The organism is Mesorhizobium sp. C432A, from assembly GCF_030323145.1.
In the GTDB taxonomy this organism is placed as follows: Bacteria; Pseudomonadota; Alphaproteobacteria; order Rhizobiales; family Rhizobiaceae; genus Mesorhizobium.
In genome coordinates this window covers 3,227,207-3,249,683 of the sequence record NZ_CP100470.1, presented here as the reverse complement: position 1 = coordinate 3,249,683, position 22,477 = coordinate 3,227,207, and the positions used below count along the sequence as shown (strand labels likewise).

The window sequence follows — 22,477 nt, the reverse complement described above, 5'->3', positions numbered from 1 at the left end:
GCTGCGCACAATTAATCCAAGCTAGCGGCCAAAGAAAACAATTCTGTGTCTGGCGGGCACTGACCCAGCGGCGCACCCTCCTGGCAGCACTGTTGCCAGCAATCAGGTTTCGGGTGGCTCTTGTCGCCGGACCCGATATGCCTTCTGCCTGAGTGGCTGGCATTGATGCCGCGGGGAAGGACGTTCACGATGGCAATAGCCACGACAGCCGTGCAGCGCGGACCGATGACGCTGAGGGACTGGGGACAGCTTCTGCTGCTCGGCGCCATCTGGGGCGGCTCGTTCTTCTTTGCCCGCATCGCCGTTGCCGAAATGCACCCGCTGGTGCTGGTGCTGTTTCGCGTTGCCATTGCGGCCATTGCACTGCAGCTCTATCTCGGCATTCGCGGTCCGTCCTTCCGCCTCGCCTTCCCGCATGCCGGCCTGTTTTTCCTTTTGGCGCTCGCCAACAATGTCGTCCCGTTCTCGCTGATCTTTGCCGGCCAGACCGCGCTTGGCGCCGGCGTCGCCTCGGTGCTCAATGCGACGACGCCGTTCTGGACGCTGATCCTCGCCAACGCGCTGACAGCGGACGAAAAGCTCTCCTGGAACAAGCTTGCCGGCATCGGGCTCGGCATCGCCGGCACCGCTGTCATGATCGGCCCCGGCCTGCTGGCCGGGCTCGGCGGCCCGGTCTGGGCGAAATTCGCGCTGATCGGCGCCTCGCTGTCATACGCCGTCGCGCTGATGATTGCCCGCCGCTTCAAGGGCGTGCCCTCGCCGGTCATCGCCACCGGACAATTGACGGCGTCGACCATCATCATGATCCCGGTGGTGCTGCTCACCTATGGCCCGGCCGGCCTGTTCTCGGCCTCGCCGCCGGTCTGGACGGCGGTGCTGGCGCTGGCGCTGCTCTCCACCGCCTTCGCCTACATCCTCTATTTCAACCTCGTCGCCTCGGCCGGCGCCACCAACGCCTCGCTGGTCACGCTCATCGTCCCGGCCAGCGCCATCCTGCTCGGCCTTCTGTTCCTCGGCGAGCGGCTCGCTCTGTTCGAGTTCTGCGGCATGGCACTGATCGCGCTTGGCCTGTTGACGATCGACGGGCGGTTGTTTGGTCGGCGCTAATGCTTGTCGACCAAAAGTGCGCAGCGGTTTTGGGACAACGACGCGCTTTAGGTCTGGTAGCGCTGCCATGCCTCGCTTTCGCCACGGCCGCGTCACAATTTATTCACAGGCTGCCAGCGGCTTTTGCCGAAGAGTTTCAACGCTTAACGACAGGTGGCAGGTCGCAAATTCCACAATCGCGTCGCATTGCAGCATATTTTCCGCTTGCCTGTGGCACAAATGCCCCTAGACTCCACCCATAGCTCTTGAAGAGGAGACTATGACATGGGACTTACGAGGCCAATCAACGCATTGATGATCTGTGCTGCATTTGCCTTCATTGGCGCCCTTATCATAGGTGTTCTTCCGTAACCGCCGGAGCGGAAGAACAGCAGCAATAGCCCACAAATTCGAAAGGCCGGGTGTTTCGCCCGGCCTTTGCATTTCAGATTTCATACCACGATGAAGCTCAGGCGGCGGCGGATCCAGCTGCCTCTGTTTCGTGGGAGCGGATGCCGATCATATGGCAGATGGCAAACACCAGGTCGGCCCGGTTCATGGTGTAGAAATGGAAGTCGCTGACGCCGCGCTCGACGAGATCGAGCACCTGCTCGGCCGCCACGGCAGACGCCACGAGCGCATGCGTCTGCGGATCGTTGTGCAGCCCTTCGAAACGCTCGGCCAGCCATGCCGGCACCAGCGCGCCGCAGCGCGCCGAGAAATTGGCGACCTGGGTGAAATTGTGCACCGGCAGGATGCCAGGCACGATCGGGATGTAGATGCCGGCACGGCGCGCCTTCTCGACATAACGCTCGTAGAGATCGTTGTCGAAGAAGAACTGGGTGATCGCCCGCGTCGCGCCATTGTCGGCCTTGCGCTTCAGCATGTCGAAGTCGGTGGCGAAGTCGGGGCTTTCCGGATGCTTTTCGGGATAGGCCGAGACCGAGATGTCGAAATCGCCGGCGTCCTTCAGCGCTCCGACAAGTTCGGCGCCATTGGCATAGCCATCGGGATGCGGCCGGTAGGCCGTACCGACACCCGCCGCCGGATCGCCGCGCAACGCAACGAAGCGCTTCACGCCCATATCGGCGAATTCGCGGACCACGGCATCGACCTCATGGCGGGCGGCGTCGACGCAGGTCATGTGCGCCGCCGGCGTCAGCGCCGTCTCGTTCAGGATGCGCTTGACCGTGCGCGCCGTGCGCTCCCGCGTCGAGCCGCCGGCGCCATAGGTCACCGAGACGAATCTCGGCTTCAGCGGCTCCAGCCTGGTGACGGTGTCCCAGAGCCTGGCTTCCATCTCGTCGGTCTTCGGCGGGAAGAACTCGAAGGAGACGCGGACCTTGTCGCCAATGTCGGGACGGCGGGAAAAGCGGAACTGGTTCATCAGGCGATTTCCCCCATAGGGTACGCTTTGGTGGGTTGGGTGTCATTTGAAGGCTCGGCGATCAGCATGCGGCGGTCGCGGCCGAGCCACAGCTTGACGGTGAGCCTGGCTTCGTTGCCGCCGCGCGGCTCGAATTCCTGGGCATCCTCGAGATCGAGCCCGGCATCGGCAAACCATTCGGAGATCTGGCGGTCGGAAAAGCCCAGCCTGACATGCGCATGCTGGTCGCGCAGGAATTCCAGTGCATGCGGCGCGAAATCGACGATCACCAGCCGGCCCGACGGGCGCAGCAGCCTTGCCGCCTCGCGGATGGCGCGGGCGGGATCGTCCAGATAGTGCAGCACCTGATGGATGGTGACGAGGTCGAAGGCGTCGCGCTCGACCGGCGGCGCGAAAATGTCGCCTTGGCGGACCTGGGCATTGGCGATGCCTGCCTTGTCGAGATTGGCCCGCGCCACCGTCAGCATTTCGCGCGACATGTCGATGCCGACACCGCGCCGGTAGAGCGGCGAAAATATCTCCAGCAGCCGCCCGGTACCGGTGCCGAGGTCTAGCATCGACTGGAATGGCCGCTTGCCGACCAGCTTGAGGAGTGCGGCTTCCACCGCGCGGTCCGGCACATGCAGCGAGCGGATGTGATCCCAACTGGCGGCGTTCTCGGAGAAATACTCGGCGGCACGGTCCTGGCGCTTGCGCTTGACCGATGCCAACCGCTCGAGATCGCGCTCGACCTGTGGATCGGCGCCGCGAATGCCAGAGACCAGCCCCATGACGAAGTCGCGCGCGGAATCCGTATCCGACAGCCGGAAGAAGGCCCACGAGCCCTCCTGGTAGCGGCCGATCAACCCGGCCTCCAGCAGCAGCTTCAAATGCCGCGACACCCGCGGTTGCGACTGGCTGAGGATCTCGGTGAGGTCGGACACGGTGAGATCGCCGCGCGACAGCAGCGCCAGGATGCGGAGCCGGCTCGATTCGGCCGCAGCCTTCAACGTATCAACCATCGTATCGAGCGAAACATGCATCGGCGCGTTCTCGTTGAAAAAGATATAAACATATGTTTATGTCAGCTTTGACGACATGGCAAGGCCTATGTCGCTTCCTGACAAGAAAATGCCGCACACATGATCCCCGCCTGAGAGAACCGCTTTTCCCTGACGATCAGCTGGAAACTTGTGCTAGGGCGAAAGCCATGTTCGAGAAGCGCGACGGCGAAAAGCTCCTGCAGACTGACCCGGCTGACATGCCGGCGGATGGCCATATCGTGTTTATCGGCCGCATCGCCTCGCCATGGACCACGCGCGAAAGCTGCCCGAAGAACATGCGCGCCGCCCGCGAGACAGGACAGGCGGCCACCGTTCTCATCGACCCACCCTATCGCGACGGCCTGCTTGCGCTGGAGCGGGCCAGCCACATCGTCCTCCTGTCCTGGCTGCATCACGCGCCGCGGGCACTGATTGTCCAGAGACCCCGCCATGCGGCTGAGCCGAAAGGCGTTTTCTCGCTGCGCTCCCCTGCCCGGCCGAACCCAGTCGGGCTGCATATCGCCAGGCTGATGGCCGTCGACATCGACAACGGCCGCATCGACATCGACGCCATCGATGTGTTCGACGGCACCCCGGTGATCGACATCAAGCCCTATTTCGCCTCGACCGACGCCTTTCCCGAGGCGACCATTGCCGGGCGTGACGAAAAATGAGCGCGCCCACCGGCCGCCGCCGCGCCATCGCCAAGGCGCTGACCGCACTGCTGCCCCTGGCGCCCTATGCCGATATGGAGAAAATCCGCACCGAGGCCGGCGCCGTGCACATGAAGACGCTGCCGCCGGGCATCGCGGTCTGGCTGGCGACGATCGCCCATATCAGGCACGGCCATACCGACTATGAAAAGCTGCTGGCCGAGGGCTATGACCGCGACTCGGCGCGGTTCTTCGTCATCGAGCAAACAAACATGGTGCTGACCCGTTGGCGCGCCACGCGCCTGCTCGATTCAGAGGACGAAGAGGAATAACTTCAGCTACCGTCGCTTCAATACGGCAACCGCATTGTAGGGCTGGCCGTCGGCCTGGCCAACCCAGGTCCAGGACAGGTTCCCTTTGAAAAATCGGACGGTGATGCCGCCACCGTCGATGCACTTGTCCTGGCCGTAGCTGATGTTTTCCCGGTATTCCGCCGAACTGTCGTCGCGAGAAATCTCGGTCAACGATCCGCCGCAGCCGAGCGACGGATAGTCGATCGACGCGGCGCCATCGCCGATTGTCATTGCGATCGCCCAATCGGCGCCGGCAGCCCCGGCCGGACTTTGATGACCGCTGCCGGTCCAGACGCCGTTGAGCCCCGCCGCGTTGACCACGCAAGGCACGTTCTGAAAGATCGGCGTCAACTCGCTGCCCGTCTTCTCGCAACGATAGGTCTGGCCGTTCTGGCACAGCGCCTCGCCCTCGCGAGCGCATTGCGCGAAGGCATGGCCAGTGACGAAGACGAGGAAAATTGCAAAGCTGATGGTCCGAAAAGATCTGCCCATTTTGCCCCTCCCGGCCGGATATTTTCAAGCCGGACCATAGGGCATATCGAATGTGCTACCTAGGACAAACGGCGATGGTTGGGTGGCCCTATGCCGCCTGCAGGGGACCACTAGCTTGACTCTGCCGTATGAAGCCGAAGGGACCAATCGCCATGAACCGAAGCTCAGCAGCGGGTAGCATCGTGCCATTTCCTTCCATGTCCGACCGCCACATCGATCCGCATTCCTATCCCGACGGCATCGCCTTCCTCGACGGCCAGTATCTGCCGATGTCGCAGGCCAAGATCTCGGTGCTGGATTGGGGCTTTCTGCATTCCGACGCCACCTACGACACCGTGCATGTCTGGGACGGGAGCTTCTTCCGGCTCGACCTGCATCTCGACCGCTTCTTCGCCGGCTTGCAAAAACTGCGCATGACGATCCCGTCCGACCGCGATGGTGTGGCCGAGATTCTGCACAATTGCGTGGCGCTGTCGGGCCATCGCGCCGCCTATGTCGAAATGCTGTGCACACGCGGCGCCTCGCCGACCTTCAGCCGCGATCCGCGCCAGGCGGTCAACCGCTTCATGGCCTTCGCAGTTCCCTTCGGCTCGGTCGCCAATGCCGAGCAGTTGCGGCGCGGCCTGCATGTCGCCATTAGCGACAAGGTGCGCATTCCGCCGGTCTCGATCGATCCGGCGATCAAGAACTACCACTGGCTCGAGCTCGTGCGCGGCCTCTACGACGCTTATGACCGTGGGGCCGAAACCGCATTGATTCTCGACTTCAACGGCAATGTCGCCGAAGGCCCCGGCTTCAACGTGTTCTGCGTCAAGGACGGCAGGCTGTCGACGCCAGCCGCCGGCGTGCTGCCCGGCATCACCAGGCGCACCGTCTTCGACCTCTGCGCCGAGGCAGGCCTTGTCGCCGCTCCAGTCGATGTCAGCGTCACCGCGCTGAAGGGAGCCGACGAAGTCTTCATCACCTCCACCGCCGGCGGCATCATGCCTGTGACGGTGATCGACGGCGCTGCTGTCGCCGACGGCAAGATAGGCGCGATCACAAAGCGCTTGATGGCGCTCTACTGGCAAAAGCATGACGACCCGGCCTGGTCAAGCCCGGTGCGCTATCCCTGACCGGCGAAGATCCTGCTCCACACGATGTCGTGACCAAAAAGATTCCCCCTCGCCTCTGGAAAATCGCTCGACACACCGTATATCGCAGAAGCGGAGAAGCCTCCGCTTCCCAGTTCACGGCCCGCATGGGCAAGGATTCCACGTCATGACAAGCAAGGTTTGGTTCATCACCGGATCATCGAAAGGCTTTGGCCGAGTCTGGGCCGAGGCCGCACTCGCCCGCGGCGACCGTGTCGCCGCAACCGCGCGCGATGCCGGCACGCTCGCCGATCTCGTCGCGAAATACGGCGATAATGTCGCCGCCATCAAGCTCGACGTCACCGACAAGAAGGCCGTCGATGCGGCCATCGCCGAGGCGCACAAGCGCTTTGGCCGGCTCGACGTCGTCATCAACAATGCCGGCTATGGCCATTTCGGCGCCATCGAGGAAGTCAGCGAACAGGAAGCCCGCGACCAGATCGAAACCAATGTGTTCGGCGCGCTCTGGGTCACCCAGGCGGCTTTGCCGATCATGCGGGCGCAGGGCTCCGGCCATATCATCCAGATCTCGTCGATCGGCGGCGTCAACGCCTTCGCCTCGCTCGGCCTTTACCATGCCTCGAAATGGGCGCTCGAAGCCTTCAGCCAGTCGCTCAGCATCGAGGTCGCCGAATTCGGCATCCATGTGACGCTTGTCGAACCGGGAGGCTTCTCCACCGATTGGTCCGGCGCCTCGGCCAAGGTCTCCAAAGCGATCGAGGCTTACGCGCCGGCCCGCGCCAAGATGGCGGAACGCCGCGCCAACTCGGTCGCCGGGGACCCCGATGCCACCGGACCGGCGATGCTTGAAATCGTCGACGCGGCCGAGCCGCCGCTGCGCGTCTTCTTCGGCGATGGCGGCCTGCCGATGATCAAGCAGGAATACGCCAACCGCATCGCGCTGTGGGAAAAGTGGGACTACGTTTCCGTCGAGGCGCAGGGCGCCAAGAAGAACCGCAAGGCGGCCTGAGCGCGTCTTGAAATCCGGCTGCGTCGCCCCGGCGGCGCAGCCCTTGCCCTAGCCCGGTGCTAGGATCGATAAATCCACTGCTCGGGCACGCGCACCGAGATCTCTTCCCCTGTTGTCATACGACCCGGTTTCTCGACCCAGGCAACGAGGCCGCGCAGCCGTTTCGCCGCCTTCGGGAAGGCCAGCGCGCCGGCCTCCGGATCGGCCATCCCGGCGTTTTCGGCAATCGAACGTCCGGCAAGCCGGCAAGGTCCGTTCTGCGCATCAACCTTGATCGTCACGCCATCTCTGAAGAACAGCAGCGTGCCTGACGGCAGCATCGAGAGATGCGGCACGCCTTCGATCAGCAGATTGGCGCCGATCCATTCCGGCTTGATCTCGGCCAGCCCCATCCGCTCGGCAACGACGCCGAGTTCATTCGCTGCTACGATTGATATCTGCCGCTCGTTGCGGATTTCGGTGCCGCGCGGATACCAGGGTTCGCGACCGCCGGAACGACGGGTGGCGCCGGCGTGGAAGTCGCCGTCGATGCCTTCGAAACCGAGCTGCAATGCTTCCACCGGGCGCGTCTGGAAGTGATTCGACGGTGCGACGTACAAAGCGGCCACTTTGGCGGACAGCTTCCTGGCGGGGATGATGTCGACCGGCTTCTCAGACTCCGGGAAGAGGTCCAGCATGGCTTCGTTCCTTCTGCAGGATGACGTCGCAAATAGCCGTAGCCGTGGGCTCGGGTCCAGTCGAAAGCGATGATGATTCGATCAAACCGGCTGATAGCGTCCATCGGCATCGTCATGAAGGCAAGGCTGGAGGAACGCTTTCTGCGCGGAGAACTCGGCAACGCCTATGACGACTATGCCCGCCGCGTACCGATGCTGGTGCCGTTCATGCCGGCCTGATTACAGCATCCGCAAAAGCGCGCCGCCGATCGAATAGCCGGCGCCGAAGGCGCACAGCACGCCGAAATCGCCGGGCTTCATGTCGGCGTGGTTTTCCGACAGCGCGATGATGGCGCCAGCGCCGGCGGTGTTGCCGAGCCGCTCCAGCACCATCGGCGCGCGGTCATGGTCGACCTCGTGGCCGAAGGCCAGTTTCAGGATCATGGCGTTCATTCGCGCATTGGCCTGATGCAGCCAGAATCGCCTGATGGCTTGCGGCGTCAGCCCGTGTTCGGCGAGGAATTCGACAATGAATTTGTGGCCGGCGACGGTGACTTCCTTGAACACCTTGTTGCCGACCTGTTTGATCAGATTGCCTTCGAGGTTGATCATGTAAGGATCGTCCTGGGCGGTTCGGGTGTGATAGCCCAGATTGGTGCGGATATTGTTCGACATCTGCGTCCAGGTGCGCGTGTCCAGCACCTCGAAACGCCCCGGCCGCCTCTCGCCCTCGCCCAGCCCCTCGACCACCATCGCCACCGATGCATCGCCGAAGATGAAATGCGTCTGCCGGTCGCGGAAATTGAGATGGCCGGTGATGATCTCCGGCGTGACCACCAGCACGCGCTTGTGCGCGCCCGCCCGCACGAGATTGGCCGCAATGTGCAAGGCGGCCGCGGCCGATGAACAACCAAGCCCCATGTCGAAGCCGGCGCCCTTGGTGCCCAGCGCCTCCTGCATTTCGATGGCGATCGCCGGATAGGGCCGTTGCTGGTGCGAGGCCGAGCAGATCACCAGGTCGATGTCGGACGGCTTCAGGCCGGCATGGTCGAGCGCCTTCCGGGCCGCGGCCACTCCAAACTCGGCCTGCAGCGACAGCGCATCATCGGGCCGCGCCGGAATGCGCGGCGCCATGCGGGTCGGATCGAGAATGCCTTCGCGCTCGATCACATGCCGGGTCTGGACGCCCGAGGCATGGACGATGAAGGCGCTGTCGGATTTCTGCAGCAGCGTCTCATCCGTGCCTTGCCGGCGCGCATTCTCCGTGTCGACCCAGGCGTTGAAACTGGCGACCAGTTCTTCATTGGTGATCTTGGCTTCAGGGATTTCAACGCCGATGCCGCTGATGATGACGCGATGCATATCCAGTCCGTCCATGCGCAGGCATTGTCGTTCTCATGTGAACGACGAAGGGGCGCGACACAACACTTTTCTCACCCCGCCGGTTTACGCCGGCTTAAGCCACAGGCTGTGGGCGGATATCCTCGGGTGCAGAGTGCTAGCCGGCCCGCTTGGCGACGATGAAGATACGCGGAAAGCGCAGCAGCACCTTGCCGTTTGCGGTCTTCGGATAGGCCTCGGTGATCTTGGCGGTGTAATTGTCGAGGAATATCTTGCGCTCGCCGGCGTCGAGCGGATCGAGAAACGGCTTCAGCCCCGTCGACTTCACCCATTCGACGATCACCTCGGCGTCGGTCAGCGGATGATTGTAGGCCGTATGCCAGATATCCACCCGGATGGAGAGCGGCGACAAGAGATCATAATAGAACGACACCGCCGGCAGCGGTCCGCGCGCAGCACCTGCCATCTTGGCGGCGAACGGCATTTCGGCGGCCGTCTCGCGCATCAGCCGATGCGACGGCTCAAGCAGATTGTCGGGCATCTGGACGGCGAGCGCACCGCCCGGCGCGAGAAAGCCCATCAGCCGCTGGAACACTACCGGGTGGGTGGGCAGCCATTGGAACACCGCATTGGCGAAGATGACGTTGACCGGCTCGGCAGGCCGCCATGTCGAGGCATCGGCGAGGTCGAAATTGACGCTGGGCAGGCGCGCCCTCGCCTTTTCGATCATGTCGGGAGAGGTATCGAAACCGATGACCTCAGCATCCGGCCAGCGCTCGACCAGCAGCTCGGTCGAGTTGCCCGGGCCGCAGCCGATGTCGACCACCCGGCGCGGGAAATCCACCGGCACCTGCGCAACAAGATCGCGCGCGGGCCGCGTGCGCTCATCCTCGAATTTCAGATATTGGGCGGCTGACCAGTCGGTCATTCAAGCTTTCCTCGTATCAGTTGAGAAATTCGCCGCCCCGGTTGCTCCCTTACCGCGTCAGCCTCTTGTAGGTCATCCTGTGCGGGTTGACGGCTTCGGGGCCGAGCCGGCGGATCTTGTCCTGCTCGTAGTCCTCGAAATTGCCCTCGAACCATTCGACATGGCTGTCGCCCTCGAAGGCGAGGATGTGGGTGGCCAGACGGTCGAGGAACATACGATCATGCGAGATGATGACGGCGCAGCCGCCAAAGTTTTCCAGCGCGTCTTCGAGCGCCGCCAGCGTTTCCGTGTCAAGGTCGTTGGTCGGTTCGTCGAGCAGCAGCACATTGCCGCCGGTCTTCAGCATCTTTGCCAAATGCACGCGGTTGCGCTGGCCGCCGGAGAGGTTGCCGACCTTCTGCTGCTGGTCCCCGCCACGGAAGTTGAACGACGCGCAATAGGCGCGCGTGTTGGCCTCGAACTTGCCGAGCTTGACCACTTCTGCGCCGCCGGAAATCTCCTCCCACACCGTCTTTGACGGATCGAGCGCATCGCGGCTCTGGTCGACATAGCCGAGCTTCACCGTTTCGCCGATGCGGACAGAGCCGGCATCCGGCGTTTCCTGGCCGGTGATCATGCGGAACAGCGTCGTCTTGCCGGCGCCGTTCGGGCCGATGACACCGACGATGCCGCCCGGCGGCAGCTTGAATTCCAGGCCTTCGATCAAAAGCGTGTCGCCAAAGCCCTTCGACAGGCCTTCCGCCTCGATCACCACATTGCCGAGCCGCTCGCCATGCGGAATGACGATCTGCGTATCGCTCGGACGCCGCTTGTCGGCTGCATCCAGCAGGTCCTGGAACGCCTGGATACGCGCCTTGGACTTGGTCTGGCGGGCTTTCGGGCTGGACTGGATCCACTCGCGCTCGCGGCCGATAGCGCGCTGGCGGGCGTCGTCCTCGCGGCCTTCCTGCTTGAGGCGCTTGGCCTTGGCTTCGAGGTATTTGGTGTAGTTGCCCTCATAGGGAATGCCGCGGCCGCGATCGAGCTCGAGGATCCATCCCGTGACATTGTCGAGGAAGTAGCGATCGTGGGTGATGATCATCACGGCGCCGGGATAGGCGCGCAGATGCTTTTCCAGCCACGCCGTGGTCTCGGCGTCGAGATGGTTGGTCGGTTCGTCGAGCAGCAAGAGGTCGGGCTGACGCAGCAGCAGCTGGCAGAGCGCGACGCGGCGGCGCTCACCGCCCGAAAGCTTGGTGACCTCGGAATCCTTGGGCGGGCAGCCCAGCGCTTCCATCGCCATCTCGACCTGCTGTTCGAGATCCCACAAATTGAGCCGGTCCATCTCGTCCTGGAGCTTGGCGGACTCGTCGGCCGTCTCGTCGGAGTAGTTCATCATCAATTCGTTGTAGCGCTCGATGATGGCGGTCTTGGCGGCGACACCTTCCATGATGTTCTCGAACACCGTCTTGTTGGCATCGAGCGCCGGCTCCTGCGCGAGATAGCCGACGGTGGCGCCTTCGGCGAGCCAGGCTTCGCCGTTCCACTCCTTGTCGAGCCCGGCCATGATCTTGAGGATCGTCGACTTGCCCGAGCCGTTGGGGCCGAGGATGCCGATCTTGGCGTCGGGATAGAAGGAGAGATGGACATTCTCAAGCACCTTCTTGGTGCCATAGGCCTTGTTGAGGCCGGCCATGTGATAGATGAACTGGCGTGCCACGCGCGCTTTCCTTGATGATTGACCGAAATGTCGGATTGAATGGAGGTTGGCCGCTATGTAGGCGATGCCGGGCCGAACGGCAATCGCTTTTGCCATTTCAAGCCGGGTGTACACCGCACGTTAAGTTTTCCGCCGGTTGTAGGGAGCGTTGAAATCCCCGGTTAACCCTTCAGCGTCAAAACAGGATCGATCGCTGGCCTGTCGCGATCGAAAGTAGAGATCGGACCGAAGGTAGTGCTGAACAGTTTCCTGCTCCTTGCCGAAGCGGTCGTCTACTTCAGCGTCATGGTCACGCTGTTCCGCTTCAGGGATCGCATCGGCCTCGGCGTCTTCGTCTGCGCGCTGGGCGCCATGCATTTCCTCGAAACCTATCTCGCCAGCGTCTTCTATGTCGCCCTGCCCTTCGGCATGGTCTCGCCAGGCTCGGCGGTGCTGTTTTCCGGCAAGCTGGTGATGCTGCTTCTGCTCTACATGAAGGAAGATGCGGCCACGGTGCGCCAGCCGATCTATGGCCTTTTGCTCGGCAACGCCTTGATGATCGGGCTGGTCCTGATCCTGCGCCTGCACGATATTTCAGCCCTTTCCGACGGCAAGCTTCCCGATATCGGTTTCATCGACCAGTTGGGCTGGCTGATGGTGTGGGGCACGACGCTGCTCTTCATCGACGCCATCCTGATCATCCTGCTTTACGAAAAGCTCGGGCGTTATCTGCGCAAAGCGCCGTTCTCCCGCATCCTGATTTGCGTCGCCTGCGTGCTCACCTTCGACCAGGCCGGATTTTTCACCGCCCTGCATTTCGTCGCAGGCGCACCGATTGCGGTCTTCTTCGGCGGCTGGTTGGCCAAGATGGGTGCCGCTTTTGCCTACAGCGCCATGCTTGTCGCCTACCTCAGATGGTTCGAAACGCGTCAGGTCGTGGCACCCCGCGGGCTGTCCGACGTCTTCGACACCTTGACCTATCGCGAGCGCTACGAAGCCCTGGTCGAACATGTCGGCCGCGACGGCCTCACCGGCCTGTTGCACAGGGGACGCTTTGACAGCGACGGCGAACGTCTGGTCGCTGTCAGCCTGCGCACGGCCCAACCGCTCAGCCTGCTGATCGTCGACGTCGACCATTTCAAGTCGATCAACGATCGCTTCGGCCATGCCGAGGGCGACAGGGTGCTGAGATCGATCGCCCAGGTGCTGACCCAGGCGGCCGGCGCGCACGATCAGGTTTTCAGGATCGGCGGCGAGGAGTTCGCCATCCTTTGCTCGCAGCCGCATGCGGTCGCCAGGTTGCTCGGAGAAAACCTCCGCCAGGCCGTCAAAGCGTGCGTAAACCGGTTCGACATCAGCGTCAGCGCCGGCATCGCCACTGTCGATGAGACCGTAGGCTCGCTTGCCGATCTCTTCGCCCTTGCCGACGAGCGTCTCTACAGGGCCAAGTCCACCGGGCGTGACCGCGTCGTCGGCGAAGCGCATGACGATGCCGAAGACCTAACTGCGTGGACATTGCCCACGCGTGGCGTCAGCGGATAAGGCTGTCAGCTCCGCTTGCGCTGCTGCAACGCGCCGACCGCAACTGAAACGGCTATCAGCGCGATGGCCAGCCATTTCAGCACGGTGATGATCGGACTGGCATCGATGTCATAAGCGATGAACAACAGAATGCCGGGCACCAGCAGGCCGCACATGACCAGCATGATGCGGTTGATCTGCCAAGACACTTTTGCTGCCAGCGCTTCGTCACCGGCTTCGCCGACAAGACCGGCGCGCATCTCCCGAGAGATGGCCAACGCGCTCGACAGGCGCATGGAGATCGGCAAGCCGAGCCCGATTATGAGGAAGGCACACGCCGCCAGCAGAGCCGAAAATTTGAGCGCGCTGGTGTCGGCCGGCACCGGAAACAAAAGTGTCGCCAGCGGCAGGAAGACACAGACGATGCCGAGCGCGGCAATGGCGATGAAGATCGCGGCATTGACCCAAGTGAACAGCTGGTAGCGGCTTGCCCCGATCGGCGCGGCAAGCACGCGCATGCGCGCCCACTCGGCATCGGTATAGGAAAAGCCCGGCCATTCCATGCGGCCGTCTTTAATGGCGGTCATCCCCCTGGCCCAGAAAGCCAGCCGCGCCAGCGCGCCTGATGTCATGCCACTCATCGCCACCCCCGCCGAATGAAACACATCCAGACCATATCACCGCGTCACTGCCAAGCGACAGACGGATATCCTACTGGAACCCGGCCGCATCGACCGAGCCCTTCGGACAGCCCGCCTTGGTCGTCGGCGCCGAGGCGAGCATGAGAGTGCTCAGCGAACTGTCGGGGCCGATCGGGCCGGTCAGGCCGAGCGTCAGCTCGCCGATCAGCCGCCTGCCGCTCGACGGATCGACCAGGCAGGAGACACGCACCCGCGCGCCCGACCCGGCGCCGAAGGCGCTGTCGAAGGCGCTGCGGATCTGGTCCGAAGTCAGCTGCTTGCCGACATTCCTGGTGAAGAGCTCGCGCACCGGCGAGGCATTCACCGCCCGCATCAGGTTCAGCGCCTCGGCAAAATACTCCTGCTGGCTCTTGCCGTAGCAGGTGCCGTGCTTGATCCATTCATGCCGTTCGAGCTTGGAGGCGGTGCCCGGCATAACCTGGTCGAGCTCGGCGCGCGTAGCGGCATCGAGATCGACCGGCGGCAGGTCTGCCCAATGGGCCGGATTGTCATTGGCCTTGTCGCTCGCCGGCACCTGGCAATAGAAATTGCCGTTCGGCTGCGGCCAGAGCCCATGCAATGTGAAATGCGACGCGTCGAAGCCGCCCGCCGTCTGCGCCTGGCATTCGGGCTTGCTTGCCTTGGTTTCGCAGAAGGCCGGCTGCCAACTCAGCGCAAAGACATATTCGGGCTTTTCCGAAGCCGCAGGCTTGCCCTGATCGGCGGGCGCGGCCGGCTGGGCGGCTGCGCTGCCGCCGGCGACATGACCGCAGCTGATCTTGACCCAGCGACGCTCAGGATCGGCGCCCGGCACGCGGATGAGGTAATGCGTCGGCGCATCCTTGTTGCCGGCCAGGAGGTCGTAGCTCTGTCCAGCCGTTGTCGCGATATTGCCGGGGTTCTTGCCGCTCTTGATTGCCTGCGTTGCCGGGCAAGCAGCATCGGCCACGAAGGAGCCGCTCATCTTCACATCGGCGCGCGCTAGGCCGACACCGGCCAGCGCCACCAACACCGCACCCCATATCGCCGATATCCGCATTCCAGCACTCCTAGCGTTTCATAGCGCAAGCTAGAAACGTGTGACATGTCAGAATTACGATTTCTTTCGTCGGCCGCAAAAAACAATCGCTCGGTCGATCAGACCCCGCCCTCCTCGACCCGCTTCGTCAACATACGCAGCAGATCAAGCGCGGTCTCAAGCACGCGAGGCTCGATGCCCTCGCTGATGCGGTTGGCCCAGACATGCTGGCGCGTGCCGATATCCCTGATCGCGGCCCGGCCGGCATCGGTCATCGCCAGGAGCTTGGCGCGGCGGTGCGCCGGGTTGTCCGCATAGGCGGCAAGCCCTTCGGCGGCCAGAATATCGGCAAGGCGCTGCACGCTCTGGCGGGCAAGCCCCATGTCGCGGGCAATGTCGGCCACCGATTTCGGCTCCTTCAGCACCGCGCCCAGAACCTGCCAGCGCGCCGCCGTCAGCCCGGCAGGCTCCGCCAGCCGGTCGGCCGCGTCGAGAAACCCGCCATTCAGCCGGAACACGGCAAGCACCAGTTCGGTGAGCACATCTCCGGCTTCGGTCCTGCTTGTCATTTCTGGCCGGCCTCGATGGTGGAAACGAAGGTGTTGACGGATTCAGCCACCGCCTCCGGCTTGTCAAGCATCACCCAATGGCCGGAACCGGCGACGGTTCTGTGGCCAATTCGGCTGCACAGCCGAAACAGGGCCGCCGCATTGTCATTGGCCTCCGTAGCCAGCACGAAGATCGGCCCGCGATAGGCGTCGAGCGTCGGTTCGGGATTCCATTCCGCCAGCGCCTTGCCGACGCCTGCCCGAGCCGCCGGATCGACCACCGCCGCATCGGCGAGGACCCGTTTGCGGACATCTGGATTGGATCCGGCGATCGAGGTGTAATAAGCGCTCAGGACGTCGCCGCCGTTTGGCCCCGCCAGATCGCGCACGAACCCGTCGCGAATCTCTTTGGGCAGGGCGCGCGGATCGGTCGCCGGATCGACCAGCAGGATGCCGGCAACACGGTCGGCATGGCCGGCGGCATAGGCGAGCGCGGCCCCACTGCCGCCGCTATGCGCAACGAGGACAAACCGCTTCAGGCCGAACGCATCGGCCACCGCATCAATATCGTCGGCACGGCCGTCATAGCCGTAGTCGGCATCAGCTGCAGGCGCCGATGCGCCATGGCCGCGAAAATCGAAGGCGACCGCCTCACGGCCACCTGCGGTGAGCTGCATCACCCGGTTCCACTGTGTGGCGCGGCTGCAGTCGCCATGCGCGAACAGGATCGGCAGGCCGTCGCCGGATTTGATGTCGTAGCCGGCAAGCTGGCCCTGCGGGCCGGCAATGGTTGAGATCTTCATGGTCATCTCCCTGGTCTGGCTGGAAGCAATGCCGGGCAGGAGCATTGCGGATGACAGGCTCGCCAGCAGAAACGCGCGGCGCGAAACGGTCGAAAAGGTTTTCATGCTCATGCTCCCTATTTTGACAGTATGCTGTCATATAATCAAATTGACAGCATACTGTCAATAGCCCTCCCCTTGACGCCGGTCACGCCGTCGCCCAACAGTCGCCGACGGGAGCGAGAGATGGCATTTGACGAGCAGACGACGCTGGCCTCACCGACCGGGGCCACGCTCAACCTCTATGTGAAGCACGCGAGCGGCTCTCCACGCGCCGTCGTCCAGATTAACCATGGCCTTGCCGAACACGCCGCGCGCTATGCCCGCTTCGCCGATTACCTCAGCACCGGCGGCTTTCATGTCTACGTCCACGACCATCGCGGCCATGGCGCGACCAAGGCGCCCGATGCCCCGCTCGGCAGGTTCGCCGGCACAAGCGGCCCGGCCAAGGTGATCTCCGATGTCGACGCAGTCCACGATTTGATTGCGAAGGAGCAGCCCGGCCTGCCGGTCATCCTGTTCGGCCATTCGATGGGTGCGTCGGTGGCGCTCAACTACCTGCTGGCGCACTCGCCGCGCGTCCACGCCGCGGCGATCTGGAACGGCAATTTCTCACAAGGCCTGCTTGGTCAGCTTGCACTCGCCATCCTCGCTTATGAGCGCTTCAGGCTCGGCTCCGATGTTCCCTCACGCGTCTTGCCCAAACTGACCTTCCAGGCCTGGGGCAAGGCGGTGCCCAACCACAAGACGCCGTTCGACTGGCTGTCGCGCGACGAGGCTGAAGTGGCCAAGTACATTGCCGACCCGCTGTGCGGCTGGGATGCCTCGATCTCGATGTGGCGCGATGTCGTGGAGATGGCGCAGAAAGGCGGCAAGGATGCGGGCTTTGCCGGCATCAGGCGCGACCTGCCCGTCAGCATCGTCGGCGGCGAGAAGGATCCGGCCTCCGACTATGGCAAAGGCATCGATCATCTCACCAAGCGGATGCGCGCGATGGGCTTTTCGAATCTGGTTTCAAAAATTTACGCCGACACCCGCCACGAAAGCCTGAACGAGGTGAACCGCGACACCGTTATGGACGATTTCGCTGCCTGGGCCGATAGCGTGCTCAAACAGTGACATCGCTGGCCTACCGCAAGGCCCGTGACAGCGGCATCCCGGGTTGATAGAGGCTGCGGTTCCGACCCGTTTTTGGTGATTTATGGCTGAACCTCCGCTGAAAGGCATCCGCGTCGTCGAACTCGCCCGCATCCTGGCCGGCCCGTGGGCAGGACAATTGCTGGCCGATCTCGGCGCCGATGTCATCAAGGTCGAGAGCCCCGATGGCGGCGACGATACCCGCAAATGGGGTCCGCCCTTCGTCATGAGCCATGATGGCGAGAACCTGTCGGCCGCCTATTACCACTCCTGCAATCGCGGCAAGCGCTCCATCGCGGTCGATTTCTCGACGCCCGAAGGGGCCGAGACGGTGCGCCGGCTGGTTGCCACGGCCGACGTTCTGATCGAGAACTTCAAGTTCGGCGGCCTCAAGAAATACGGGCTCGATTACGAGAGCCTGAAGGCGATCAATCCAAAGCTCGTCTACTGCTCGATCACCGGCTTCGGCCAGGACGGGCCTTACGCCTCACGCGCCGGCTATGATTTCATCATCCAGGCCATGGCCGGCATGATGTCGATCACCGGCGAGGTCGGGCGCGAGCCGCAAAAGGCCGGGGTCGCTATTTCCGACATCTTCACCGGCCTCTATTCGGTGATCGCCATCCAGGCAGCGCTTCGCCATGCCGAAAAGACCGGCGAAGGCCAGCATATCGACATGGCCCTGTTCGACACGCAGATTTCCGCACTCGGCAACCAGAACCTCAACTATCTCGTCTCCGGCAAAGCGCCGGTGCAGATGGGCAATGCGCATATGAACATTGCGCCCTATGAGGTTGTCCCGGTCAGGGACGGCCACATCATCCTGGCGGTCGGCAATGACGGCCAGTTCGCCAAATTCTGCGCCGCCGTCGGGCTCGACCATCTCTCAGCGAATCCCGATTTCGCCACCAATCCGGCCCGCGTCGCCAACCGGGTGAAGTTGCGCGAGCACTTGATCGAGACGCTGAAGAATTGGGATCGCGACCCATTGCTGGCCAAGCTCGAAGCGGCAAGCGTGCCGGCGAGCCCGATCAACGACATCGGCCAGATGTTTGCCGACCCGCAGACGATCGCACGCGGCATGCGCCTCGACCTCGACGATGGCCATGGCAATCGTCTGCCCTCGGTACGCGCGCCGATGGTGATGTCCGGCACACCGCTGGTCTATGAACGCCCTTCGCCGCGCCTTGGCGAACACACGCAAGAAATCCTTGCCGAACTGGAGAAGTCTGGACGATGAAGACCGGTGGACAACTGATTGTCGACGCACTCGAGGCGAACGGCACCGACCGCATCTTCTGCGTGCCCGGCGAATCCTATCTCGCGGTGCTCGACGCATTGCATGACTCGCCCATCCGCACCATTGTCTGCCGACAGGAAGGCGGCGCCGCCATGATGGCCGACTGCCAGGGGCGGCTGACGGGCAAGCCCGGCATCTGCTTCGTCACCCGCGGCCCCGGCGCCACCAATGCATCGGCCGGCATTCACATTGCCATGCAGGATTCGATACCCGTCATCCTGTTCATCGGCCAGGTCGCCAGCCACGCCAAGGAGCGCGAGGCTTTCCAGGAGGTCGACTACAAGCGCTTCTTCGGCGACATCGCCAAATGGGTGGTGGAGATCGACGATGCCGCGCGCATCCCCGAACTCGTCACCCGCGCCTTCGCCGTCGCGACATCGGGCCGCCCCGGCCCCGTCGTCGTCTCGCTGCCGGAGGACATGCTGACCAGTCTTGTCGACGCGCCCGCGGCCTTGCCGCACACGCCGGTCGAAACCCGGCCCGGCGAAGCCGAACTCGATGCTTTGGAAAAGCTTCTGGCCAAGGCCAAGCGTCCCTTCGTCATCCTCGGCGGCACACGCTGGGACGAGGAAGCGGTGGCACGTATGCGCACCATTGCCGAGGCCTGGTCGCTGCCGGTCGGCTGCTCCTTTCGCCGCCAGATGCTGTTCGACCATCTGCACCCGAACTATGCCGGCGATGTCGGCATCGGCATCAACCCGAAGCTGGCCACCGCCATCAAGCAGGCCGACCTGGTGCTGCTGATCGGCGGCCGCATGGGCGAGATGCCGTCCTCCGACTATACGCTGCTGAAGAGCCCTTACCCCGACCAGACGCTGGTCCATGTCCATGCCGATGCCGGCGAACTCGGCCGTGTCTACCGGCCGACCCTGGCGATCAACGCTGCGCCGTCGGCCTTCGTCGAAGCCTTCGCCAAGCGCAAGCCAACGTCCACGCCAGCCTGGGCGGATGAGACAGCGAAAGCACACGCTGCCTACCTCGACTGGTCGACGCCTCCTGAGACCGGCCCCGGCACGGTCCAGATGGGGCCGATCATGAACTATCTGGAAAAGATTTTGCCCGATGACGCCATTTTCACCAACGGCGCCGGCAATTACGCCACCTGGGTGCACCGCTTCCACCGCTTCCGCCGCTTCGCCACCCAAGGCGCGCCGACCTCCGGTTCGATGGGTTACGGCACCCCGGCCGCGGTCGCCGCCAAGGCGCTCCATCCCGACCGCACCGTGATCGCCTTTGCCGGCGACGGCTGCTTCCTGATGAACGGACAGGAATTCGCTACCGCCGTGCAATACGACCTGCCGATCGTCGTAATCGTCGTCAACAACGGCATCTACGGCACCATCCGCATGCACCAGGAGCGCGACTATCCCGGCCGCGTCGTCGCCACCGATCTTAAGAACCCTGACTTTGCCGCTCTTGCCCGCGCCTATGGCGGCCACGGCGAGACGGTCGAGAACACGGCAGATTTTGCCCCTGCCTTCGAGCGTGCCCGCGCCAGCGGCAAGCCGGCGATCGTCGAAATCAGGCTCGACCCCGAGGCGATCACGCCGACGCGGACGATGACGCAGATCCGCGACAAGAGCTGAGAAGTTAGCAGCGAAAGCCGAGTTCCGTCACACCCCCCTCTGTCCTGCCGGACATCTCCCCCTCAAGGGGGGAGATTGGATGTCATGTCGCCCTTCGCCAATCTGCAGCGTTGCAGACAGGGCGCTATGGTCAGAGCTGCTGATCTCCCCCCTTGAGGGGGAGATGTCCGGCAGGACAGAGGGGGGTGCTGTCCCGCCGACGCTGCCAAGACGATCGCCCCTTTCCTGATATCTACAAGCGAGCTATCAGACCGCTGCCAGCGCCTGCGTCAGGTCGGCGATAAGATCGTCCGGATGCTCGACGCCGATCGACAGCCTGACCGTGGTCTCCAGCACGCCAATGCGCTGGCGCACGTCGAAGGGAATGCCGGAGTGCGTCATCGCCGCCGGGTGGCTGGCGAGTGACTCCGTGCCGCCGAGGCTCACCGCCAGCTTGAATATTTGCAGCCCGTTGAGAAATGCGAAGGCCGCCTTCTCTCCGCCTTTGATATCGAAAGAAAATGTCGACCCGGCGCCGCTGCATTGCGCCTTGTAGGCCCGTCCCGCTGCCGTATCCTCGCCCAGGAACGGCAGGTAATGCACCTTCTCGACCTTGGCGTGATCGCGCAGGAATTCGGCCACGAGCCGCGCATTGTCGTTGGCGCGCTCCATGCGGATGGACAGCGTCTCCAGCGAGCGGCCGAGCATCCAGCAGGAATGCGGGTCGAGTTGCGTGCCGATGGCGCCGCGCAGCGCCTTGATCGGCTTGGTCACCGCCTTGCTGCCCATCGCCGCACCGGCGATCAGGTCGGAATGGCCGCCGACATATTTGGTCAGCGAATAGACGGAGACATCCGCGCCATGTTCGATCGGTCGCTGGAACACCGGGCCGAGCAGCGTGTTGTCGCAGACGATGATCGGCGTTGATCCTTGGCTTGCGCCGATCTCGTCGGCAAACTTCCGGATCAGTGCGATGTCGACCAGGCTGTTGGTCGGATTCGACGGCGTTTCGATGAGAATGACCGAGACACGCCCCTTCGCCACCGCTGCATCAGCAGCGGCCCGCACCGCCTTGTCGTCGACGCCGTCGGCGAAGCCGACAGCGCCGATGCCGAAGCCGGACAGCGTGCGCGTCAAAAGCGTCTCGGTGCCGCCGTAAAGCGGCTGCGAATGCAGGATGACATCGCCCGGCCGGGCATAGGCGAGCAGCGTCGTGGCGATCGCCGACATGCCCGACGAGAACAGGATGCAGGCGTCCGTTCCCTCATAGACCGCCAGCCGGTCCTCGACGATCTCCGAGTTGGGATGATTGAAGCGCGAATAGACCAGGCCGGACGCCGTGCCGCTCGGCGGCTCCTTGCGGCCGGATGTGTAGTCGAAGAAGTCGCGTCCCTCCTCCGCCGATTTGAACACGAAGGTCGAGGTCAGGAACACCGGCGGCTTGACGGCGCCTTCCGACAGTTGCGGATCGAAGCCATAGCTCAACATCAACGTTTCCGGATGGAGCTTGTGGTTGCCGATGTGGGTTTTCGACGGGCGCGGCGCGGTCATGGCTTTTCCTGCGTTCTGGAGGAGTCTCGTGCAGCAATTTATGCGATCCCGGTCCACCAGTCCTTGCTATTTTCGGCCTCGCATGGCTGCATTCCGGCAACAAATTGCCGAGCGAGAGCAAAAGTGCAACAGAAGATAGCCGACGATTTCGACCGCAAGATCCTGCGCGAGCTGCAGGCCGACGCCCGCATCACCAACAATGAGCTGGCGGAGCGCATCGGCCTGTCGCCGTCGCCATGTTTGAGGAGGGTACGCCGGCTGGAGGAGGCCGGCATCATCAGGGGCTATACCACGCTGGTCGACCCGGCCGCCTTCGGGTGGAACATGGTCGCCATCGCCACCGTCCGGCTCAGCCGCCAGAACGAGGACGAGATCGTCATGTTCGAGGACGCCATCCGCGGGTGGGAAGAGGTGCTGGAATGCCACCTCGTCACCGGGGCGCGCGACTATGTGCTGAAGGTGGTGACCGGCAGCCTCGAACAGTACGAGCGCTTCATCAAGGAAAAGATCGCGCGGCTGAAATGCGTCGCTTCGATCGAGACCAGCTTCGTCATGAACACCATAAAGGAACGGCGCCTCTGACATTTGGTCAAAGGCGCCGCTCTCGAGGTCGAAA

The 22,477-nt window shown here is 63.4% G+C and carries 23 protein-coding genes; 11 read left to right on the top strand and 12 right to left on the bottom strand.

Annotated features, from left to right (window positions below; genetic code table 11):
• Nucleotides 1–189 precede the first annotated feature (189 nt).
• Complete coding sequence (locus NLY33_RS15690) at nt 190–1,107, top strand: DMT family transporter (protein ID WP_023699616.1); 918 nt, start codon at nt 190–192, stop codon at nt 1,105–1,107.
• A gap of 448 nt (nt 1,108–1,555) precedes the next feature.
• On the opposite strand, the gene metF is transcribed toward NLY33_RS15690, so the two are convergent.
• Nucleotides 1,556–2,473 (bottom strand): methylenetetrahydrofolate reductase [NAD(P)H], encoded by a 918-nt coding sequence (metF, locus tag NLY33_RS15685; protein WP_023690856.1) that lies wholly within the window; start codon nt 2,471–2,473, stop codon nt 1,556–1,558.
• Entirely contained in the window at nt 2,473–3,495 is a 1,023-nt protein-coding gene (locus tag NLY33_RS15680; RefSeq protein WP_023682157.1) for an ArsR/SmtB family transcription factor, read from the bottom strand. Before NLY33_RS15680 ends, metF begins: the two co-directional genes overlap by 1 nt.
• 167 nt (nt 3,496–3,662) lie before the next feature.
• Between NLY33_RS15680 and tsaA the strand changes: the two genes are divergently transcribed.
• Together tsaA and NLY33_RS15670 are read left to right on the top strand one after the other, a co-directional pair.
• Entirely contained in the window at nt 3,663–4,169 is a 507-nt protein-coding gene (tsaA, locus tag NLY33_RS15675; RefSeq protein WP_023699618.1) for a tRNA (N6-threonylcarbamoyladenosine(37)-N6)-methyltransferase TrmO, read from the top strand.
• Entirely contained in the window at nt 4,166–4,480 is a 315-nt protein-coding gene (locus tag NLY33_RS15670; RefSeq protein ID WP_023705565.1) for a DUF2293 domain-containing protein, read from the top strand. Before tsaA ends, NLY33_RS15670 begins: the two co-directional genes overlap by 4 nt.
• A 6-nt stretch (nt 4,481–4,486) precedes the next feature.
• On the opposite strand, the gene NLY33_RS15665 is transcribed toward NLY33_RS15670, so the two are convergent.
• Nucleotides 4,487–4,993, bottom strand: a complete 507-nt coding sequence (locus tag NLY33_RS15665; RefSeq protein ID WP_023699619.1) for a hypothetical protein — start codon at nt 4,991–4,993, stop codon at nt 4,487–4,489.
• 197 nt (nt 4,994–5,190) lie between these two features.
• On the opposite strand from NLY33_RS15665, the gene NLY33_RS15660 reads away from it, so the two are divergent.
• Both NLY33_RS15660 and NLY33_RS15655 read left to right on the top strand, forming a co-directional pair.
• The gene (locus NLY33_RS15660; protein ID WP_488473752.1) at nt 5,191–6,108 is read left to right on the top strand and encodes an aminotransferase class IV; all 918 of its coding nucleotides are present in this window, start codon (nt 5,191–5,193) and stop codon (nt 6,106–6,108) included.
• A gap of 145 nt (nt 6,109–6,253) precedes the next feature.
• The gene (locus NLY33_RS15655; RefSeq protein WP_023705567.1) at nt 6,254–7,096 is read left to right on the top strand and encodes an SDR family oxidoreductase; all 843 of its coding nucleotides are present in this window, start codon (nt 6,254–6,256) and stop codon (nt 7,094–7,096) included.
• 59 nt (nt 7,097–7,155) lie between these two features.
• On the opposite strand, the gene NLY33_RS15650 is transcribed toward NLY33_RS15655, so the two are convergent.
• Nucleotides 7,156–7,773: an MOSC domain-containing protein gene (locus NLY33_RS15650; protein WP_023705568.1), complete on the bottom strand. Its 618-nt coding sequence runs from the start codon at nt 7,771–7,773 to the stop codon at nt 7,156–7,158.
• Between the two features lie 69 nt (nt 7,774–7,842).
• Here NLY33_RS15650 and NLY33_RS15645 point away from each other — a divergent pair, with 69 nt between their 5' ends.
• Nucleotides 7,843–7,992, top strand: a complete 150-nt coding sequence (locus tag NLY33_RS15645; RefSeq protein ID WP_023705569.1) for a hypothetical protein — start codon at nt 7,843–7,845, stop codon at nt 7,990–7,992.
• Here the strand turns inward: NLY33_RS15645 and NLY33_RS15640 are convergent, their stop codons facing one another.
• The 3 genes from NLY33_RS15640 to ettA form a co-directional block, all read right to left on the bottom strand.
• A complete protein-coding gene (locus tag NLY33_RS15640) occupies nt 7,993–9,114 on the bottom strand; it encodes a beta-ketoacyl-ACP synthase III (protein WP_023668239.1) in 1,122 nt (373 codons plus the stop codon).
• A gap of 136 nt (nt 9,115–9,250) precedes the next feature.
• Nucleotides 9,251–10,021, bottom strand: a complete 771-nt coding sequence (gene tam, locus NLY33_RS15635) for a trans-aconitate 2-methyltransferase (protein WP_023705570.1) — start codon at nt 10,019–10,021, stop codon at nt 9,251–9,253.
• Nucleotides 10,022–10,070: 49 nt separating this feature from the next.
• Complete coding sequence (gene ettA, locus NLY33_RS15630) at nt 10,071–11,720, bottom strand: energy-dependent translational throttle protein EttA (RefSeq protein ID WP_023688009.1); 1,650 nt, start codon at nt 11,718–11,720, stop codon at nt 10,071–10,073.
• 234 nt (nt 11,721–11,954) lie between these two features.
• Here ettA and NLY33_RS15625 point away from each other — a divergent pair, with 234 nt between their 5' ends.
• On the top strand, nt 11,955–13,241 hold the full coding sequence (locus NLY33_RS15625; RefSeq protein WP_023705571.1) for a GGDEF domain-containing protein: 1,287 nt from the start codon (nt 11,955–11,957) through the stop codon (nt 13,239–13,241).
• Between the two features lie 5 nt (nt 13,242–13,246).
• Here the strand turns inward: NLY33_RS15625 and NLY33_RS15620 are convergent, their stop codons facing one another.
• The 4 genes from NLY33_RS15620 to NLY33_RS15605 form a co-directional block, all read right to left on the bottom strand.
• A complete protein-coding gene (locus NLY33_RS15620) occupies nt 13,247–13,861 on the bottom strand; it encodes a hypothetical protein (protein ID WP_031194875.1) in 615 nt (204 codons plus the stop codon).
• Nucleotides 13,862–13,931: 70 nt separating this feature from the next.
• A complete protein-coding gene (locus NLY33_RS15615; RefSeq protein WP_023705573.1) occupies nt 13,932–14,939 on the bottom strand; it encodes a ribonuclease T2 family protein in 1,008 nt (335 codons plus the stop codon).
• 98 nt (nt 14,940–15,037) lie between these two features.
• Nucleotides 15,038–15,487 carry a MarR family winged helix-turn-helix transcriptional regulator gene (locus NLY33_RS15610; protein WP_023705574.1) on the bottom strand — a complete coding sequence of 150 codons (450 nt, stop codon included), beginning with the start codon at nt 15,485–15,487 and terminating at the stop codon, nt 15,038–15,040.
• Nucleotides 15,484–16,374, bottom strand: a complete 891-nt coding sequence (locus NLY33_RS15605; protein WP_023709253.1) for an alpha/beta fold hydrolase — start codon at nt 16,372–16,374, stop codon at nt 15,484–15,486. Before NLY33_RS15605 ends, NLY33_RS15610 begins: the two co-directional genes overlap by 4 nt.
• Nucleotides 16,375–16,494: 120 nt before the next feature.
• On the opposite strand from NLY33_RS15605, the gene NLY33_RS15600 reads away from it, so the two are divergent.
• The 3 genes from NLY33_RS15600 to NLY33_RS15590 all read left to right on the top strand — a co-directional run bounded on the left by NLY33_RS15600 (nt 16,495) and on the right by NLY33_RS15590 (nt 20,331).
• Nucleotides 16,495–17,427: an alpha/beta fold hydrolase gene (locus NLY33_RS15600; RefSeq protein ID WP_023705577.1), complete on the top strand. Its 933-nt coding sequence runs from the start codon at nt 16,495–16,497 to the stop codon at nt 17,425–17,427.
• Between the two features lie 82 nt (nt 17,428–17,509).
• Nucleotides 17,510–18,685 (top strand): CaiB/BaiF CoA transferase family protein, encoded by a 1,176-nt coding sequence (locus NLY33_RS15595; protein WP_023705578.1) that lies wholly within the window; start codon nt 17,510–17,512, stop codon nt 18,683–18,685.
• Nucleotides 18,682–20,331 carry a thiamine pyrophosphate-binding protein gene (locus NLY33_RS15590; protein WP_023699629.1) on the top strand — a complete coding sequence of 550 codons (1,650 nt, stop codon included), beginning with the start codon at nt 18,682–18,684 and terminating at the stop codon, nt 20,329–20,331. The genes NLY33_RS15595 and NLY33_RS15590 overlap by 4 nt, the downstream gene beginning before the upstream one ends.
• Before the next feature lie 246 nt (nt 20,332–20,577).
• Here NLY33_RS15590 and NLY33_RS15585 read toward each other — a convergent pair whose 3' ends face one another.
• Nucleotides 20,578–21,861: a cystathionine gamma-synthase family protein gene (locus NLY33_RS15585; protein WP_023668225.1), complete on the bottom strand. Its 1,284-nt coding sequence runs from the start codon at nt 21,859–21,861 to the stop codon at nt 20,578–20,580.
• A gap of 123 nt (nt 21,862–21,984) precedes the next feature.
• Here NLY33_RS15585 and NLY33_RS15580 point away from each other — a divergent pair, with 123 nt between their 5' ends.
• A complete protein-coding gene (locus NLY33_RS15580) occupies nt 21,985–22,443 on the top strand; it encodes an Lrp/AsnC family transcriptional regulator (protein WP_023668224.1) in 459 nt (152 codons plus the stop codon).
• Nucleotides 22,444–22,477: the final 34 nt, after the last annotated feature.